We start from the raw sequence: 14,939 nt of genomic DNA on the forward strand, positions 1-14,939 counted from the left end.
TGATGCGGGCTCGGCAAAATACGCGTTCGACTCCTCACCGCCCTAATTCACCTCCGCATGTCTCTCAACGCACCCTTTGTGGAATTGCGCAATGTCACCTTTGGCTATGGTGAACGTGTCATTCTGCGCGATCTGTCCTTGCAGGTGCCGCGTGGCAAGGTCACGGCCCTGATGGGGGCCTCCGGTGGGGGCAAGACCACGGTGCTGCGCCTGATCGGCGGCCAGAACCGTGCCCAGAAGGGTGAGGTGCTGTTTGACGGTCAGGACGTCACGCAGATGGACGTGTCGCAGCTCTACGCTGCGCGTCGCCGCATGGGCATGCTGTTCCAGTTCGGTGCGCTGTTCACCGATATGAGCGTGTTCGACAACGTGGCGTTTCCACTGCGCGAACATACCGACCTGCCCGAAGAGTTGATCCGCGACATCGTGCTCATGAAGCTGCATGCCGTGGGCCTGCGCGGTGCGCGCCAGCTCATGCCCAGCGAAGTCTCGGGCGGCATGGCGCGACGTGTGGCGCTGGCTCGTGCGATTGCGCTGGACCCCGAACTCATCATGTATGACGAGCCTTTTGCAGGGCTGGATCCGATTTCCCTGGGCACGGCTGCTCAGCTGATTCGCGAGCTCAACGACGCCATGGGCCTGACATCGATTCTGGTCTCCCACGACCTGGAGGAAACCTTCCGCGTGGCTGACCATGTGGTGATCCTGGGCGGCGGCACGGTCGCTGCACAAGGCACGCCCGACGAGGTGCGCGCCAGCACCGATCCGCTGGTGCAGCAGTTCATCCATGCCAGAGCCACAGGCCCTGTGCCCTTCCATTACCCCGGCGTGAGTGCCGAGGACGACTTTGGTGTTTCGGCCGAAAGCCGGAGGCGCGCATGAATCCCTTGCATCCTGCGCACATCGGTGCCGTCGTGCGCAAACAGCTGATCAATATGGGCATGGGTGCCCGTCTGCTGTGGCAGTTGCTGACCCTGATGGGGCCGGCGCTCAGACGTCCGCGCCTGATCGGCGACCAGATTCACTTCCTGGGCAATTATTCGCTGGCCATCATTGGCGTCTCGGGCCTTTTTGTGGGCTTTGTACTGGGATTGCAGGGCTACTACATCCTGCAGCGCTATGGCTCGTCCGAGGCCTTGGGCATGATGGTCGCCCTGAGCCTGCTGCGCGAACTGGGGCCCGTGGTCACGGCCTTGCTGTTTGCGGGTCGCGCAGGCACGGCGCTGACGGCGGAGATCGGTTTGATGAAGGCCGGCGAACAGCTGTCCGCCATGGAAATGATGGCGGTAGACCCCGTCAAACGTATCCTGGCTCCGCGTTTTTGGGCGGGGCTGATCACCATGCCTTTGCTGGCCGCCGTCTTCAGTGCCGTCGGCATCATGGGCGGCTGGCTGGTGGGGGTAGTGATGATCGGTGTGGACAGCGGTGCCTTCTGGGGGCAGATGCAGTCCGGTGTGGACTGGTGGGCGGACCTGGGAAATGGCGTCATGAAAAGTTTTGTCTTCGGCCTGGCCGTGACATTCGTGGCCCTGCTTGAAGGCTATGCGGCCAAGCCCACGCCCGAAGGGGTTTCCAGGGCCACCACGCGTACGGTGGTGGTGGCATCGTTGACGGTGCTGGGACTGGACTTTCTGATGACGGCCACCATGTTCAGCATCTGAGGCTGGCAGCAGACAAAAGGTAAAAAATCATGCAACAGAACAAAAGTGATGTGTGGGTTGGCATGTTCGTGCTGATCGGGGTGCTGGCTCTGGTGTTTCTGGCCCTGCAGTCGGCCAATCTGCTGAGCCTGAACTTTGAAAAAACCTATACGGTGACCGCGCGTTTTGACAACATCGGCGGGCTCAAGCCCAAGGCCGCAGTCAAGAGTGCAGGCGTGGTCGTGGGTCGGGTCGAGGGTATCAATTTCAACGATCAGACCTTCCAGGCCGATGTGCAACTGAGCATGCAGACCCGTTATGCCTTCCCCAAGGACAGTTCGCTGAAAATTCTGACGAGCGGCCTGCTTGGTGACCAGTACATTGGTATCGAGGCAGGTGCCAGCGAAGAAAATCTCAAGAGCGGCGACCGCCTGACCTCTACACAGTCTGCCGTGGTGCTGGAAAATCTGATCGGCCAGTTCCTTTATGGCCGTGCCGAGCAGGGTGGCGGTGATGCAGCGGACTCCAATGCAGGAGCGACCAAACAATGACATGCCAACAATTGCAAAAAACACAGTCAAATCAGGTCTCAGCCCTTACACGCACAGCGCTGCTAGCTAGCGTATCGGTAGCGGCTCTGCTCACGGGCTGTGCCACGACCACCGGTGGTCCTGCCAATCCGGCGGACCCGCTGGAGTCCATGAACCGCAGCATCTACTCCTTCAACGAAGGTCTGGATGAGGCCGTGTTCAAGCCCGTGGCCACGGCCTACCAGACCGTGACTCCGCGCCTAGCTCGCGCCGGCGTGACCAACTTCTTCGACAACCTGGGTGACGCGTGGTCGCTTGTGAACAACCTGCTGCAAGGCCAGGGTGAGGGCGCCTACAACTCCATGGTGCGCTTCAGCGTCAACACCGTCTTCGGTATTGGCGGTCTGTTCGACGTGGCCAGCGAGGCCGGCATCCAGCGTGCCAAGCAGGACTTTGGCCAGACCCTGGGCCGCTGGGGCGTGCCCACCGGTCCTTATCTGGTGCTGCCGTTCTGGGGTCCGTCCACGATTCGTGATACCGCCGGCTTGGTCGTCGATGCTTACGGCTACCCCGCCAATACCCTCGATGATGTGCGCTGGCGTAACAGCCTTTACGCGCTGCGTGTCGTGAACCGCCGTGCCGATCTGCTCAAGGCCGGCGATGTGCTTGATTCGGTCGCGCTCGACAAGTACAGCCTGGTGCGCGATGTCTATCTGCGCTCACGCATTGGCGGCGCGGTGTCTGGCGGAGATGGTCGTCTGGAGAACTATGACGATGACGACAACGCTGGCAAGCTGCCTCCAGAAGGCCAGTAAGGCCGGATGCAGACCGTTACAAACCAAGATGCTCAAGTCCTGCCGGTGCGATGACACTTGCAGGCTTCGTGGAGAAAGCAATGAAGATTACTCGTCGTATGTGGGGCATGGCTGCTGGTGCCATGCTTGCTTTGAATCTGGGTCTGCCTGCGCAGGCGGCTGAAGAAACGCCTGATCTGCTGGTCAAGCGCGTCTCCTCCGACGTGCTGGAAACCATCAAGAAAGACGCCTCGCTGCGCAATGGCGATACCGGCAAGATCAATGCGCTGGTCAATGACAAGGTCATGCCCTATGTGGATTTCCGTCGCATGACGTCGGCTGCTGTCGGCCCGGCCTGGCGCCAGGCCACACCCGATCAGCGTCAGCGTCTGCAGGATGAATTCAAGGCCCTGTTGATCCGCACCTACTCTGGCGCTCTGTCCCAGGTCGGTGACCAGACCATTACCGTCAAGCCGCTGCGCATGGCCGCGGGCGACACCGATGTGCTGGTGCGCACCCAGGTCAATGGTCGCGGTGACCCTGTGCAGCTGGACTTCCGTCTGGAAAAGCAGGCTGGCGGCTGGAAGATCTACAACCTGAATGTGCTGGGCGTGTGGCTGGTGGAAACCTATCGCAACCAGTTTGCCCAGGAAATCAATGCCAACGGCATCGACAGCCTGATCAAGACTCTGGCCTCGCGCAGCTCCATGCCTGCGAATGTGGGCAAGTAAGTCGCTGCAGCCCGCTCTGTCATGGCATCGACCTCATCCCAAGCTCTGCAGCTGCCCAAGGAGCTGACCTACCGTCAGGCACGCGAGTGCCTGCTGCATCTGCGCCCGCAGGTGGTGGCTTTTGCGGCCTCGCTGGTGCCGGTGGATGCCAGTGCGGTCAAGGTGTTTGACTCTGCCGCGCTGGCCGTGTTGCTGGCTTGCCGGCGGGCTGCGCTGGAAGCGGGCAAGCGACTGGTGATCGAAGGCCTGCCCCAGGGGTTGCAGTCCATGGCGGCTCTCTATGGCGTGGATGGCCTGCTGATGCCGCAGGCCTTGCCCGACTCCAGCACGGCGCAGCAGCGCTGATTCACTGGAAACCGCCCGGATTCCCCGCGGCGGCAGAGGTGGCGGCGAAGTCCTAGAATCAAAGGCTCCATGTCCGCAGTCTCATTCCAATCCGTCTCCAAGTCCTACCGAACCCCCAAGGGGGAATTCCAGGCGCTCAAATCGGTGAGCCTGGATATAGAGGAAGGTGAATTCTTCGGTCTGCTCGGCCCCAATGGCGCGGGCAAGACCACGCTCATCAGCATTCTGGCGGGGCTTTCCAAGGCCACCGGTGGTCGCGTGCTGGTGCAGGGCAGCGATGTCCAGGCCAATTACGCCGATGCACGCCGCAAGCTGGGCATCGTGCCGCAGGAACTGGTGTTCGACCCCTTCTTCAATGTGCGCGAAGCGCTGAAGTTCCAGTCCGGCTATTTCGGCGTCAAGAACAATGACGACTGGATCGACGAGCTGCTGGACAGCCTGGGCCTGACGGACAAGGCGCACAACAATATGCGCCAGCTCTCGGGCGGCATGAAGCGCCGCGTGCTGGTGGCGCAGGCCCTGGTGCACAAGCCGCCCATCATCGTGCTCGACGAGCCCACGGCCGGCGTGGACGTGGAGTTGCGCCAGACGCTGTGGCATTTCATTGCCAAGCTCAACAAGCAGGGCCATACGGTGCTGCTGACCACCCATTATCTGGAAGAGGCCGAGGCTCTGTGCAGCCGCGTGGCCATGCTCAAGCATGGCGAGATCATCAAGCTTTCCACCATGAGCGAGCTGCTCAAGTCTGCCTCCAGCAATGTGCTGCAGTTCAAGACCGATAGCGCTCTGCCCAAGCCTGTGGCCGATCGCGCGCGTGTCACGGGTCGCATCGTGCAGATTCCCGCAGCCAACGCTGGCGATGTGGAGCAGCTGCTGGCCGCGCTGCGCGAAGGCGGCGTGACGCCCGAGGATGTGGAAATCCGCCGTGCCGACCTGGAGGATGTGTTCATCCGCGTCATGAATGAAGAGGGCCAGAAGGCCGGAGGTGCCGCATGAACGGCTGGCAAACCCTGCTCAAGAAGGAAGTGCTGCGCTTCTGGAAGGTGAGCTTTCAGACCATTGCCGCGCCCGTGCTCACGGCCGTGCTGTATCTGCTGGTCTTCGGCCATGTGCTCGAAGGCCGGGTCATGGTCTATGACCGCATTCCCTACACCGCGTTTCTGATTCCCGGCCTGGTGATGATGAGCATGCTGCAGAACGCGTTTGCCAACAGCTCGTCCAGCCTGGTGCAGAGCAAGATCATGGGCAATATGATCTTCGTGCTGCTCACGCCGCTGTCGCACTGGGCCTGGTTCAGCGCCTATGTGGGCGCGGCCATCCTGCGCGGCCTGCTGGTGGGCGCGGGCGTGTTCATCGTCACGCTGTTCTTTGCCATTCCGGACTTTGCGGCGCCGCTGTGGATTCTGGTCTTCGGCTTTCTGGGCTGCGCTCTCATGGGCACGCTGGGCCTGATCGCCGGCCTGTGGGCCGAGAAGTTCGACCAGATGGCGGCCTTCCAGAACTTTCTGATCATGCCGCTGACCTTTTTGTCCGGCGTGTTCTATTCCGTGCATTCGCTGCCCGGTTTTTGGCAAACCGTCAGCCATGTGAACCCGTTCTTCTACATGATTGACGGCTTTCGCTACGGCTTCTTCGGCCAGAGCGATGTCTCTCCGTGGCTGAGCTTTGCCATCGTGGGCGCGGCCTGGCTGGCCGTGAGCGCGCTGGCAGTGCATCTGCTGCGCATCGGCTACAAGATTCGTAACTGATTAAGGACTTACGCAAACAAGGATGTACCAAGATGGCTTCCCTGCGGCAAAGCGCTTGCCCGAGCCTGATTTGCGTAAGTCGTGTGATTTTTAGATTCCCGCGCTGCGGCATGCGAGACAATGTCCGGTTTCGTGTGCCCAGCGCCCAAAGGCTTTTTTCATGACTGCAGACCAACTCAAAGACCTGATCGCCGCCGGCCTGCCCTGCGAGCATATTGCGCTGGAGGGCGACGGCCGACATTGGTTTGCCACCATCGTCTCGGCCCAGTTCGAGGGGCAGCGCCTGCTGGGTCGTCAGCGGCTGGTCTATGCCACGCTGGGCAACCGCATGGCCACCGACGAGGTCCATGCCCTGTCCATGAAGACCTACACGCCTGCCGAATGGGCAGCCGCCCAGGCCTGAGGCGCACGAAATCATCTGATTTGATAGCTGCCAGCGCTTGATGGATAAGCGCTTGCGGTCATTTTTAATTCCATCATCGATTCAAGGCCTGAAGCCATGGACAAACTCAAGATCCACGGTGGTCGTCCTCTCAAGGGCGAAGTGATCATCTCTGGCGCCAAGAACGCCGCTTTGCCGGAAATGTGCGCCGCACTGCTCACCAATGAGCCTGTGCATCTGCACAATGTGCCGCGTCTGCATGACGTGGCCACCATGCGCAAGCTGCTGGCCAATATGGGCGTGCAGACCGAGACCCATGGCGAGCGCGGCGGCATGAGCTTCGTCGCTCCGGACAGCCTGACGCCCGAAGCGCCTTACGAACTGGTCAAGACCATGCGCGCTTCTGTGCTGGCCCTGGGGCCGCTGCTGGCCCGCTTCGGCCGCGCCAAGGTCTCGCTGCCCGGCGGCTGCGCCATTGGCTCGCGCCCCGTGGATCAGCACATCAAGGGCTTGCAGGCCATGGGTGCGCTGATCACCGTGGAAAACGGCTATATGAACGCCAGCCTGCCCGAGGGCAGGACTAGGCTCAAGGGCGCGCGCATCACCACCGACATGGTCACGGTGACGGGTACCGAGAACTTCCTGATGGCGGCAGCCCTGGCCGACGGCCAGACCGTGCTGGAGAACGCTGCCATGGAACCCGAGATCACCGATCTGGCAGAGATGCTGATCAAGATGGGTGCGAGGATCAGCGGTCACGGCACCAGCCGCATCGTGATTGAAGGCGTGGACAAGCTGCACGGCTGCGAGCATGACGTGGTGGCCGACCGTATCGAGGCCGGCACCTTCCTCTGCGCCGTGGCTGCCACGGGCGGTGAAGCCTTGCTGCACCATGCACGTGCCGACCATCTGGGCGCCGTGATCGACAAGCTCAAGGAAGCCGGCGTGCAGGTGGAATGCGTGGAGGCGGGCCTGAAGGTTTCGTCTTCGGGCAAGCTCAAGGCGCAAAGCTTTCGCACCACCGAATATCCGGGCTTCCCCACCGATATGCAGGCCCAGTTCATGGCCCTGAATCTGGTGGCCGAAGGCGCCAGCGTGGTGACGGAGACCATCTTCGAAAACCGCTTCATGCACGTCAACGAGATGATGCGCCTGGGTGCGCATATCACCACCGACGGCCGCGTGGCGACCATCGAAGGCGGCAAGCGCCTGTCCGGTGCCACCGTGATGGCCACCGATCTGCGTGCCTCGGCCAGTCTGGTGATTGCCGGCCTGTTGGCTGAAGGTGAAACCATCGTCGACCGCATCTACCATCTGGATCGTGGTTACGACCGCATGGAAGACAAGCTGCGCGCCCTGGGTGCAGACATCGAGAGAATTTCGCAATGACCGCAACTCCCGTGACCATTGCCCTGTCCAAGGGCCGTATCTTCGAAGAGACCGTGCCTTTGCTGGCTGCTGCCGGTATCGAGGTGACGGAGGATGTGGAAAAGTCGCGCAAGCTGATTTTCGACACCAACCAGCCCGATGTGCGTGTGGTGCTGGTGCGCGCCTCGGACGTGCCCGTGTATGTGCAGTACGGCGGCGCGGACCTGGGCGTATCGGGTCTGGATTCGCTGATCGAGCATGGCGGCCAGGGCCTGTATCTGCCGCTGGACCTGCAGATTGCCAAGTGCCGCGTCAGCGTGGCTGTGCGCAACGGTTTCGACTACGAGCGCGCCGTCAAGCAGGGTGCGCGTCTGCGCATTGCCACCAAATACCCCGAGATCGCGCGCAACTTCTTTGCCAAGAAGGGCGTGCACGTGGACATGGTCAAGCTCTACGGCTCCATGGAACTGGCTCCGCTGACCGGCATGGCCGATGCCATCGTCGACCTGGTGTCCACCGGCAATACGCTCAAGGCCAATGATCTGGTCGAGGTCGAGCCCATCATGGACATCAGCTCGCGTCTGGTGGTCAACCAGGCTTCGCTCAAGCTCAAACAGGCTCCGCTGCGCCACATCATCGATGCATTCACGGCAGCCGTGGCTGCCAAGAATAACGGCTAACTTTGCTTCTCTTTGCAGGTAATTACTATGGAATTCGTAGCTGCTCCCGCCCGTCTATCAACCGCAGATGCCGCATTCGAGCATGATTTTGCCCAGCGTCTGCATTGGTCGGCTGACACGGATGCGGCCATCGAGCAGCGCGTGGCCGACATCCTGGCCGATGTGCAAGCCCGTGGTGATGCTGCCGTGCTGGAGTACACGGCCCGCTTTGACGGCCTGAGCGCCGACAATCTGGCGGCGTTGGAGCTGAGCAAGGATGAGCTCAAGGCCGCTTTCGACAGCCTGCCTGCGCAGCAGCGTGAGGCTCTGGAATTCGCCGCCCGCCGTGTCCGCGTGTATCACGAGGCGCAGAAGAAGGCGAATGGCGAAAGCTGGAGCTATCGTGATGAAGACGGGACCTTGCTGGGCCAGAAGGTCACTCCGCTGGATCGCGTTGGTATTTACGTGCCTGGTGGCAAGGCCGCTTACCCATCAAGCGTGTTGATGAACGCAATTCCCGCCCATGTGGCTGGTGTGCCTGAAATCATCATGGTCGTGCCCACGCCAAAGGGTGAAAAGAATGCATTGGTGCTGGCTGCGGCCTATGTGGCCGGCGTGACGCGTGCCTTCACCATCGGCGGTGCTCAGGCCGTGGCGGCTCTGGCCTACGGCACGGCCACCGTGCCCAAGGTGGACAAGATCACCGGCCCCGGCAATGCCTATGTGGCCAGCGCTAAGAAGCGTGTGTTTGGCATGGTGGGCATAGACATGATTGCCGGCCCTTCGGAAATTCTGGTCCTGGCCGATGGCACGACCCCGCCCGAGTGGGTGGCCATGGATCTGTTCAGCCAGGCCGAGCATGATGAGCTGGCCCAATCCATCCTGCTGTGCCCCGATGCGGCTTACATCGATGCGGTGCAGCGCGAGATCGACCGTCTGTTGCCCGAGATGCCCCGCAAGGCCATCATCGCCAAGAGCCTGACAGACCGCGGTGCGCTGATTCTGACCCGCGACATGGAAGAGGCCTGTGCCATCTCCAACCGTATCGCGCCCGAGCACCTTGAAGTCTCCAGCCGCGACCCGCACAAGTGGGAGCCTCTGCTCAAGCACGCTGGCGCCATCTTCCTGGGGGCCTACACCAGCGAAAGCCTGGGCGACTACTGCGCAGGCCCCAACCATGTGCTGCCTACCAGCGGTACGGCGCGCTTTTCCTCGCCTCTGGGTGTGTATGACTTCCAGAAGCGCAGCTCCATCATCGAGGTCAGCGAAGCCGGTGCCCAGACCCTGGGCAAGACCGCTGCCGTGCTGGCCTATGGCGAAGGTCTGCAAGGCCATGCCCGCGCGGCCGAGATGCGCTTGAAGTAAGCCTCTTGCCCCCTGCCAGGCCGCGCATGTTCTGCGCGGCTTTTTTGTGCTCGCCGGGACTGTACGAAATGCTCTCAAGATGTTTTTTGCACTCGTGCTTTTGCCGGTTTGCGAAGACACTGCCCTGCATCACATCATCAAGAGGAGCGATTTCATGCGTAAAAGCATTGGTTCACGGTGGCAGTTCTTGCTGGGGCTGTTGTTCGTTGCCGGTCTTTCGGCATGCAGCATGCAGCCACCTGCGGCGACCGTAACCCAAGACAGTGCCTCCGCTTCCGGTGCCAGCTATGGCACATCGGCCAGGGCCGCAGCGCCTGCGCCAAGGGCGGCCAAGGCCGAAGCCACGCTGGGCACGCAATGGGGCGAGGGACGTGAATCGGTCACCAAGGTGGTGCGCGCTTCACGGTTGACGCCGGACCAGCCTCGCTTTGTGGGGCAGATGCGCTACTCCGACGAGGCCAGCATCCGCCGCGCCCTGGGGCAATATGCGGAGCGTCAGCTCAATGCCCTGCTGGCCGACGGCGATGTGGAAATGCAGATTGGCAGCGGCCAGGGCCAGCCGCCTTTGCGTATCTTCAGCTCCCGTGGTGGGCAAGACTATTACGTGGCAGGCCGTGCTGGTGAGCGCTATGAGCTGATCTACACCAATCGCAGCAATCGGTTTTACGAGGTGGTGGCCACGGTCGATGGCCTGGATGTGCTGACGGGGCAGCCCGGCAGCGTGCGCAATGAAGGCTATCTGCTGCGTCCTGGCGAGCGGCTGGTGATTGACGGCTTTCGCAAGAATGACCGGGAGGTTGCCGCTTTTCGCTTCTCGAACAAGGACCGCGCCTATGCCAACAACACACCGGCCGGCGACGCACGCAATGTGGGTGTGATCGGCTCGGCCTTGTTTGAGGTGCGTCTGGACGAGCGTGACCCGGATCTGCCCGTGAACCCTGTGCCCGCGGCGCAGCGCGGCCAGCCACAAGCTTTTCCAGCCGATGGCGGCCGCTATGCACCGCCTCCGCAATACCGCCGTTGATCTGACGAGCGGTATGCCAAAAAAGGCCCGCAGAGCGGGCCTTTTTTTGTCGTGTCGCTGGCTTAGGGGCGCCGGGTGAATAGGCCCTGGCCTTCATCGTCATAGAACTCCAGCCAGATGTTTTGAGCCGGACCTGCATCGCCGGCCTCGAAGACGGCCAGCGAGATGCTGTGGGGAGCGGCGCTCTCATTGCCTGGAACAAAGCTGAACTGCGTGCCGCTCCAATGCTGAAGTATGTAGCTCTGAGGCTGAGGGCCGATGCTCAGTTGCAGCTTGTCGTTGGCGATGCTGATCTGCAAAGGGCCGTAATACGCATTGTCATAGACCCCGACATAGCGCTGCAGCGGCCCGGGCGGCACCGGCGAGGAGGGGGGCTTCTGGTGCAGCAGGGAGCCGGTAGGCGCCATCAAGGGGGCGATTTTCTCGCTGTACAAGGTCCACCATTCCTGTGTGAGGCGACCGTTCTCCATCAGGTCCACGAACTGGCGGCACAGGGTTTCGGGGATGCCGATGGGAATGCCGTTGGTGAGTACGACGACGGCCGCATCCAGCGATGGCATGAGCATGAAACAGGTGGCGGCTCCCAGCATGAAAGCGCCGGAGTGGCTGACGAATTTCAGTCCCGCATCGGTGGCGCCCACATTGAAGCCGAAACCATAGTGCCCGCCAAGTGCCTGAGGCTGCCAGGCCGGCTGCAGGGCGGAAGCGGCGACCAATTGCTGTCCCTGCCAGCGGCCCTGAGCCAGCAGCAGGGCCAGCCAGCGTGCCATGTCGTTGACGCTGGAGCTGGCGCCGCCTGCCGGAGACTGTGGGTCGGCATTGCGTGGCGTGCTGGGCTGCCAGCTGCCATCGTCGGCGCGCACATGGCCGACCGCCCGATTGGCCTGCCGCATGAATTCTGCGTGAACCGAGGTGGTTCGAGTCATGCCCAGCGGCGCATACAGCGTTTGCTGCGACAGGCTGGCCCAATCGGTTCCGGCCGCTTTGGCCACGGCAATGGCGGCCGCTGTCAGCCCGGCATTGGTGTAGGCGTATTCGAGCCCTAGTTGTTTGACGGGCAGCAGGCGCAGCCGCTCCAGAACCTCGCGCTGTCCGTAGCCCAGTTCCTCAAGCTTGTCGCCGGCATGGTCGGGCAGGCCGCTGCGATGGGCATAAAGGTCGCCCACGGTCAGTAATGCGGTGCTGCCGGGGTTGCGCAGAGCGAACCATGGCAGCAGCTCCTGCATGCGGCTGTCCCACGAGACCCGGCCTTCGCCAACCTGGCGCGCCACCACCGTGGCCCCCAGCGATTTCGAAACCGACGCCAGCTGGAAGGTGGTGTCGGCATTCACGGCATCGCTGCGTCCGGCCTGGCATACGCCCAGGCCCTGGGCGGCAATGGTCTGGTTGCCATGCACCACGGCCCAGGCCAGGCCGGGAATGCCGGTGATCTTTCGTAACTGCTCGGCAAGCTCCGGCAGTTTCCGGGCTGCGTCTGCGGCGCTCAGACCTTTGTGGCTATCGTCGTCTCCGGCGCAGCCGGGCAGTGCCAAGCCTGCACTGGAGCCTATCCCCAGGCCGGCTCCGATTCGGAGGCTTCGGTTCAGCATCTGGCGCCGCGTTGGCCAGGTCTGGGCTTGTCCGCTCATGGTTTGCTCCCTCTTTTGTTTATAGGTTTGTGAGTCACAGATTCTTGCGAAGTATGGGCTGGGGCAAGTGAATTGGCAATTTGCACTAATGACACGAATTTCGTGTGACACTAATTTCGTGTACTATGCGAGGCATGAAGAACGTCACCATCACCGTGGAAGACAGCGTGCTCGAATGGGCTCGCGTGGAAGCCGCTCGTCGCGGCACCAGTGTTTCGCGCATGCTGGGTGACTTCATGGCCGAGATGCAGCGCCGCGAAGACTCGTATGAGCGCGCCTATCTGGCCTGGCGCACCGATGAGCGCAACTGGCAGGCCGAGTCTGCCTCTGCATCCAAAGCCGTGGCGCGCAGTGCAAGCCCCAAGCGCGCTGGTGCGCAAAAAGAGATGAGAGCCGGAGCTGCCCAATGAGCGCCATGACCACGGTGTTTGTCGACACATCGGTGCTGGTGGCGGCCGAGGATGTGGCCGGTGCCGATCTGTACACCGCCACACTGAGCTGGCTGGATGCGCTATGGCGCAGCCGCACGGGCCGCACCGGCAACCAGGCACTGGTCGAGTTCTACGATCAGGTCACCACCGCCGCCAACCCCATGCCCCAGGGCGATGCCCGCGCTGCGATTCGCCGCTATCAGACCTGGACACCATGGAAGACCGATGCCGCCACGCTGGAAACCGCCTGGGCCGTGCAGGCCCGCCATGCCCTGGACTTTGGCGATTGCCTGGCCGTGGCCTGTGCCCAGCACAGCGGCTGCAGCCATATTCTGAGTCTGCATCTGCCCCATGGCGCAGAGTTCGGCGGCGTGACCGTGGTGCACCCGCTGCAGCAGGCAGCCCCCCAGGATCCAGAAGCGTGAGTGTCGCCAAACCAGGCCAAGCCCACCTCCGTGTGAAAGAGTGAATCCCATGACGACTCCAGATATCTCCTCCCAGGCTTTGCAACGCATTCGCGCCGATGTGCGCGCCATGCAGGCCTATCATGTGCAGGATTCGCAGGGCCTGCTGAAGATGGACACGATGGAGAACCCCTACCGCCTGTCTGCCGCGTTGCAAAAACAGCTGGGCGAGCGTCTGGGGGCGCTCGAAATCAACCGCTACCCCGGCGAGCGCCTGGAAGTGCTCAAGAAAATGCTGGCCGACTACGCTGGCGCACCTGCGGGCTCGGCTGTGCTGCTGGGCAATGGTTCGGACGAGATCATCACCTTGCTGGCGCTGGCAACGGCTCAGCCCACCGAAGGTGCCCGCGCCAAGATGCTGGCACCCATGCCCGGCTTTGTGATGTATCCGCTGTCGGCCAAGCTGCAGGGGCTGGACTTTGTCTCCGTCAATCTGACGGCCGACTTCGACCTGGATGTGCCCGCCATGCAGGCCGCGATCGCTGCGCAAAAGCCCGCCATCACCTATATCGCCTACCCCAACAACCCCACGGCCACGCTGTGGGAAGAGGACAAGGTGCAGGCCATCGTCGACGCCGTGGCGCAGATCGGCGGCCTGGTCGTCATGGATGAGGCCTACCAGCCCTTCGCCAGCCGCAGCTGGATCACGCGCATGAAGGCCGAGCCCGAACGCAACCAGCATGTGCTGCTGATGCGCACGCTCAGCAAATTCGGTCTGGCCGGTGCACGCCTCGGTTATCTGATCGGCCCGGCGGCCCTGGTGCATGAGATCGACAAGGTGCGCCCGCCCTACAACATCAGCGTGCTCAACTGCGAAACCGCCATCTTCGCGCTGGAGCACGAGTCGCTGTATGCCGAACAGGCTGCCGCCATCCGCGCCGAACGCCAGCCGCTGATCGATGCGCTGGCTGCTCTTGAAGGCGTGGAAAAAATCTGGCCCTCCGAGGCCAATATGGTGCTGCTGCGCGTGGCTGACGCGGGCAGGGCACAAGCCGAAATGAAAAAGCGTGGCGTGCTGGTCAAGAACGTCTCGGCCATGCATCCGCTGCTCAACAACTGCCTGCGCCTGACCGTGGGCACCCGCGAAGAAAACGCCCAGATGCTGGCGGCCCTCAAGGAGTCTTTATGAACAATCTGGTGACCACCTCCGCAGCACCGCTGCCACGTACCGCTGAAGTCACCCGCAACACGGCCGAAACCCGTGTGGCCGTGCGTGTGAACCTGGACGGCACGGGCAAGGCCAGCCTCAATTCGGGTATCGGTTTCCTCGACCACATGCTCGACCAGATCGCGCGTCACGGCCTGATCGACATGGACATCGAATGCGCGGGCGATCTGCATATCGACGGCCACCACACGGTGGAGGACATCGGCATCACCCTGGGCCAGGCCTTTGCCAAGGCCATTGGCGACAAGAAAGGCATTCGCCGCTACGGCCATGCCTATGTGCCGCTGGACGAAGCGCTGTCGCGCGTGGTCATTGACTTCTCGGGCCGCCCCGGGCTGCACATGGATGTGAAGTTCACGGCCGGCAGCATCGGTCAGCTCGACACGCAGCTGGTCTTCGAATTCTTCCAGGGCTTTGTCAACCATGCCGGTGTGACCTTGCACATCGACAACCTCAAGGGCTTCAACGCTCACCACCAGTGCGAAACCATTTTCAAGGCCTTTGCGCGTGCCATGCGCTTCGCGCTGGAGCATGATGAGCGCATGGCGGGCGTGATTCCCTCGACCAAGGGTGCTCTGTAATCAGGAGCTTCTTGCGCCTGTTCACACAGCATCTCGAAGCTTTTTGTTTATAAAAGCCAATCTCTACAAGCGGTAGCTGCT

At 62.1% G+C, this 14,939-nt stretch carries 18 protein-coding genes; 17 read left to right on the forward strand and 1 reads right to left on the reverse strand.

The annotated features are described in order from the left end of the window. The first annotated feature begins 57 nt into the window (after window positions 1-57). The 13 genes from QMY55_RS03720 to QMY55_RS03780 all read left to right on the forward strand — a co-directional run bounded on the left by QMY55_RS03720 (window position 58) and on the right by QMY55_RS03780 (window position 10,586). Complete coding sequence (locus QMY55_RS03720; RefSeq protein WP_283487363.1) at window positions 58-882, forward strand: ABC transporter ATP-binding protein; 825 nt, start codon at window positions 58-60, stop codon at window positions 880-882. Further along, the gene (gene mlaE / locus QMY55_RS03725) at window positions 879-1,661 is read left to right on the forward strand and encodes a lipid asymmetry maintenance ABC transporter permease subunit MlaE (RefSeq protein WP_283487364.1); all 783 of its coding nucleotides are present in this window, start codon (window positions 879-881) and stop codon (window positions 1,659-1,661) included. Before QMY55_RS03720 ends, mlaE begins: the two co-directional genes overlap by 4 nt. Before the next feature lie 29 nt (window positions 1,662-1,690). Beyond that, window positions 1,691-2,191 (forward strand): outer membrane lipid asymmetry maintenance protein MlaD, encoded by a 501-nt coding sequence (gene mlaD, locus QMY55_RS03730; RefSeq protein WP_283487365.1) that lies wholly within the window; start codon window positions 1,691-1,693, stop codon window positions 2,189-2,191. After that, complete coding sequence (locus QMY55_RS03735) at window positions 2,188-2,985, forward strand: MlaA family lipoprotein (protein WP_283487366.1); 798 nt, start codon at window positions 2,188-2,190, stop codon at window positions 2,983-2,985. The genes mlaD and QMY55_RS03735 overlap by 4 nt, the downstream gene beginning before the upstream one ends. An 80-nt stretch (window positions 2,986-3,065) precedes the next feature. After that, window positions 3,066-3,695 (forward strand): MlaC/ttg2D family ABC transporter substrate-binding protein, encoded by a 630-nt coding sequence (locus QMY55_RS03740; protein WP_283487367.1) that lies wholly within the window; start codon window positions 3,066-3,068, stop codon window positions 3,693-3,695. 21 nt (window positions 3,696-3,716) lie between these two features. Then, window positions 3,717-4,040 carry an STAS domain-containing protein gene (locus QMY55_RS03745; RefSeq protein ID WP_283487368.1) on the forward strand — a complete coding sequence of 108 codons (324 nt, stop codon included), beginning with the start codon at window positions 3,717-3,719 and terminating at the stop codon, window positions 4,038-4,040. A gap of 69 nt (window positions 4,041-4,109) precedes the next feature. After that, on the forward strand, window positions 4,110-5,036 hold the full coding sequence (locus QMY55_RS03750; RefSeq protein ID WP_283487369.1) for an ABC transporter ATP-binding protein: 927 nt from the start codon (window positions 4,110-4,112) through the stop codon (window positions 5,034-5,036). Further along, window positions 5,033-5,788: an ABC transporter permease gene (locus QMY55_RS03755; RefSeq protein ID WP_283487370.1), complete on the forward strand. Its 756-nt coding sequence runs from the start codon at window positions 5,033-5,035 to the stop codon at window positions 5,786-5,788. The genes QMY55_RS03750 and QMY55_RS03755 overlap by 4 nt, the downstream gene beginning before the upstream one ends. A gap of 160 nt (window positions 5,789-5,948) precedes the next feature. Continuing rightward, on the forward strand, window positions 5,949-6,191 hold the full coding sequence (locus QMY55_RS03760) for a BolA family protein (protein ID WP_003062090.1): 243 nt from the start codon (window positions 5,949-5,951) through the stop codon (window positions 6,189-6,191). A gap of 96 nt (window positions 6,192-6,287) precedes the next feature. Continuing rightward, entirely contained in the window at window positions 6,288-7,559 is a 1,272-nt protein-coding gene (murA, locus tag QMY55_RS03765) for a UDP-N-acetylglucosamine 1-carboxyvinyltransferase (protein WP_283487372.1), read from the forward strand. Further along, on the forward strand, window positions 7,556-8,218 hold the full coding sequence (hisG, locus tag QMY55_RS03770) for an ATP phosphoribosyltransferase (protein WP_283487373.1): 663 nt from the start codon (window positions 7,556-7,558) through the stop codon (window positions 8,216-8,218). Before murA ends, hisG begins: the two co-directional genes overlap by 4 nt. Before the next feature lie 27 nt (window positions 8,219-8,245). After that, complete coding sequence (gene hisD, locus QMY55_RS03775) at window positions 8,246-9,562, forward strand: histidinol dehydrogenase (RefSeq protein ID WP_283487374.1); 1,317 nt, start codon at window positions 8,246-8,248, stop codon at window positions 9,560-9,562. A 154-nt stretch (window positions 9,563-9,716) separates the two neighbouring features. Beyond that, the gene (locus QMY55_RS03780; protein ID WP_283487375.1) at window positions 9,717-10,586 is read left to right on the forward strand and encodes a hypothetical protein; all 870 of its coding nucleotides are present in this window, start codon (window positions 9,717-9,719) and stop codon (window positions 10,584-10,586) included. Window positions 10,587-10,648: 62 nt separating this feature from the next. Here the strand turns inward: QMY55_RS03780 and QMY55_RS03785 are convergent, their stop codons facing one another. Then, window positions 10,649-12,214: a serine hydrolase gene (locus QMY55_RS03785; protein WP_283487376.1), complete on the reverse strand. Its 1,566-nt coding sequence runs from the start codon at window positions 12,212-12,214 to the stop codon at window positions 10,649-10,651. Between the two features lie 134 nt (window positions 12,215-12,348). Between QMY55_RS03785 and QMY55_RS03790 the strand changes: the two genes are divergently transcribed. The 4 genes from QMY55_RS03790 to hisB are packed head-to-tail and all read left to right on the forward strand — an operon-like array spanning window position 12,349 to window position 14,858. Beyond that, window positions 12,349-12,624 carry a hypothetical protein gene (locus QMY55_RS03790; protein WP_283487377.1) on the forward strand — a complete coding sequence of 92 codons (276 nt, stop codon included), beginning with the start codon at window positions 12,349-12,351 and terminating at the stop codon, window positions 12,622-12,624. Then, complete coding sequence (locus QMY55_RS03795; protein WP_283487378.1) at window positions 12,621-13,070, forward strand: PIN domain-containing protein; 450 nt, start codon at window positions 12,621-12,623, stop codon at window positions 13,068-13,070. Before QMY55_RS03790 ends, QMY55_RS03795 begins: the two co-directional genes overlap by 4 nt. 49 nt (window positions 13,071-13,119) lie before the next feature. Continuing rightward, window positions 13,120-14,238, forward strand: a complete 1,119-nt coding sequence (gene hisC, locus QMY55_RS03800) for a histidinol-phosphate transaminase (RefSeq protein ID WP_283487379.1) — start codon at window positions 13,120-13,122, stop codon at window positions 14,236-14,238. Further along, window positions 14,235-14,858, forward strand: coding sequence for an imidazoleglycerol-phosphate dehydratase HisB (gene hisB / locus QMY55_RS03805; protein WP_283487380.1), 624 nt, complete (start codon window positions 14,235-14,237; stop codon window positions 14,856-14,858). The genes hisC and hisB overlap by 4 nt, the downstream gene beginning before the upstream one ends. Window positions 14,859-14,939: the final 81 nt, after the last annotated feature.

The sequence above is a fragment of the Comamonas resistens genome, assembly GCF_030064165.1.
In the GTDB taxonomy this organism is placed as follows: domain Bacteria; phylum Pseudomonadota; class Gammaproteobacteria; order Burkholderiales; family Burkholderiaceae_C; genus Comamonas; species Comamonas resistens.

What these genes read in the sequence shown, in the direction of transcription:
- QMY55_RS03745 (WP_283487368.1), top strand. Translation starts at nt 3,717, where the DNA reads ATGGCATCGACCTCATCCCAAGCTCTGCAGCTGCCCAAGGAGCTGACC.
- QMY55_RS03735 (WP_283487366.1), top strand. Translation starts at nt 2,188, where the DNA reads ATGACATGCCAACAATTGCAAAAAACACAGTCAAATCAGGTCTCAGCC.
- QMY55_RS03755 (WP_283487370.1), top strand. Translation starts at nt 5,033, where the DNA reads ATGAACGGCTGGCAAACCCTGCTCAAGAAGGAAGTGCTGCGCTTCTGG.
- murA (WP_283487372.1), top strand. Translation starts at nt 6,288, where the DNA reads ATGGACAAACTCAAGATCCACGGTGGTCGTCCTCTCAAGGGCGAAGTG.
- QMY55_RS03760 (WP_003062090.1), top strand. Translation starts at nt 5,949, where the DNA reads ATGACTGCAGACCAACTCAAAGACCTGATCGCCGCCGGCCTGCCCTGC.
- hisG (WP_283487373.1), top strand. Translation starts at nt 7,556, where the DNA reads ATGACCGCAACTCCCGTGACCATTGCCCTGTCCAAGGGCCGTATCTTC.
- mlaE (WP_283487364.1), top strand. Translation starts at nt 879, where the DNA reads ATGAATCCCTTGCATCCTGCGCACATCGGTGCCGTCGTGCGCAAACAG.
- QMY55_RS03740 (WP_283487367.1), top strand. Translation starts at nt 3,066, where the DNA reads ATGAAGATTACTCGTCGTATGTGGGGCATGGCTGCTGGTGCCATGCTT.
- QMY55_RS03790 (WP_283487377.1), top strand. Translation starts at nt 12,349, where the DNA reads ATGAAGAACGTCACCATCACCGTGGAAGACAGCGTGCTCGAATGGGCT.
- QMY55_RS03780 (WP_283487375.1), top strand. Translation starts at nt 9,717, where the DNA reads ATGCGTAAAAGCATTGGTTCACGGTGGCAGTTCTTGCTGGGGCTGTTG.
- hisC (WP_283487379.1), top strand. Translation starts at nt 13,120, where the DNA reads ATGACGACTCCAGATATCTCCTCCCAGGCTTTGCAACGCATTCGCGCC.
- hisD (WP_283487374.1), top strand. Translation starts at nt 8,246, where the DNA reads ATGGAATTCGTAGCTGCTCCCGCCCGTCTATCAACCGCAGATGCCGCA.
- hisB (WP_283487380.1), top strand. Translation starts at nt 14,235, where the DNA reads ATGAACAATCTGGTGACCACCTCCGCAGCACCGCTGCCACGTACCGCT.
- QMY55_RS03720 (WP_283487363.1), top strand. Translation starts at nt 58, where the DNA reads ATGTCTCTCAACGCACCCTTTGTGGAATTGCGCAATGTCACCTTTGGC.
- QMY55_RS03785 (WP_283487376.1), bottom strand. Translation starts at nt 12,214, where the DNA reads ATGAGCGGACAAGCCCAGACCTGGCCAACGCGGCGCCAGATGCTGAAC.
- mlaD (WP_283487365.1), top strand. Translation starts at nt 1,691, where the DNA reads ATGCAACAGAACAAAAGTGATGTGTGGGTTGGCATGTTCGTGCTGATC.
- QMY55_RS03750 (WP_283487369.1), top strand. Translation starts at nt 4,110, where the DNA reads ATGTCCGCAGTCTCATTCCAATCCGTCTCCAAGTCCTACCGAACCCCC.
- QMY55_RS03795 (WP_283487378.1), top strand. Translation starts at nt 12,621, where the DNA reads ATGAGCGCCATGACCACGGTGTTTGTCGACACATCGGTGCTGGTGGCG.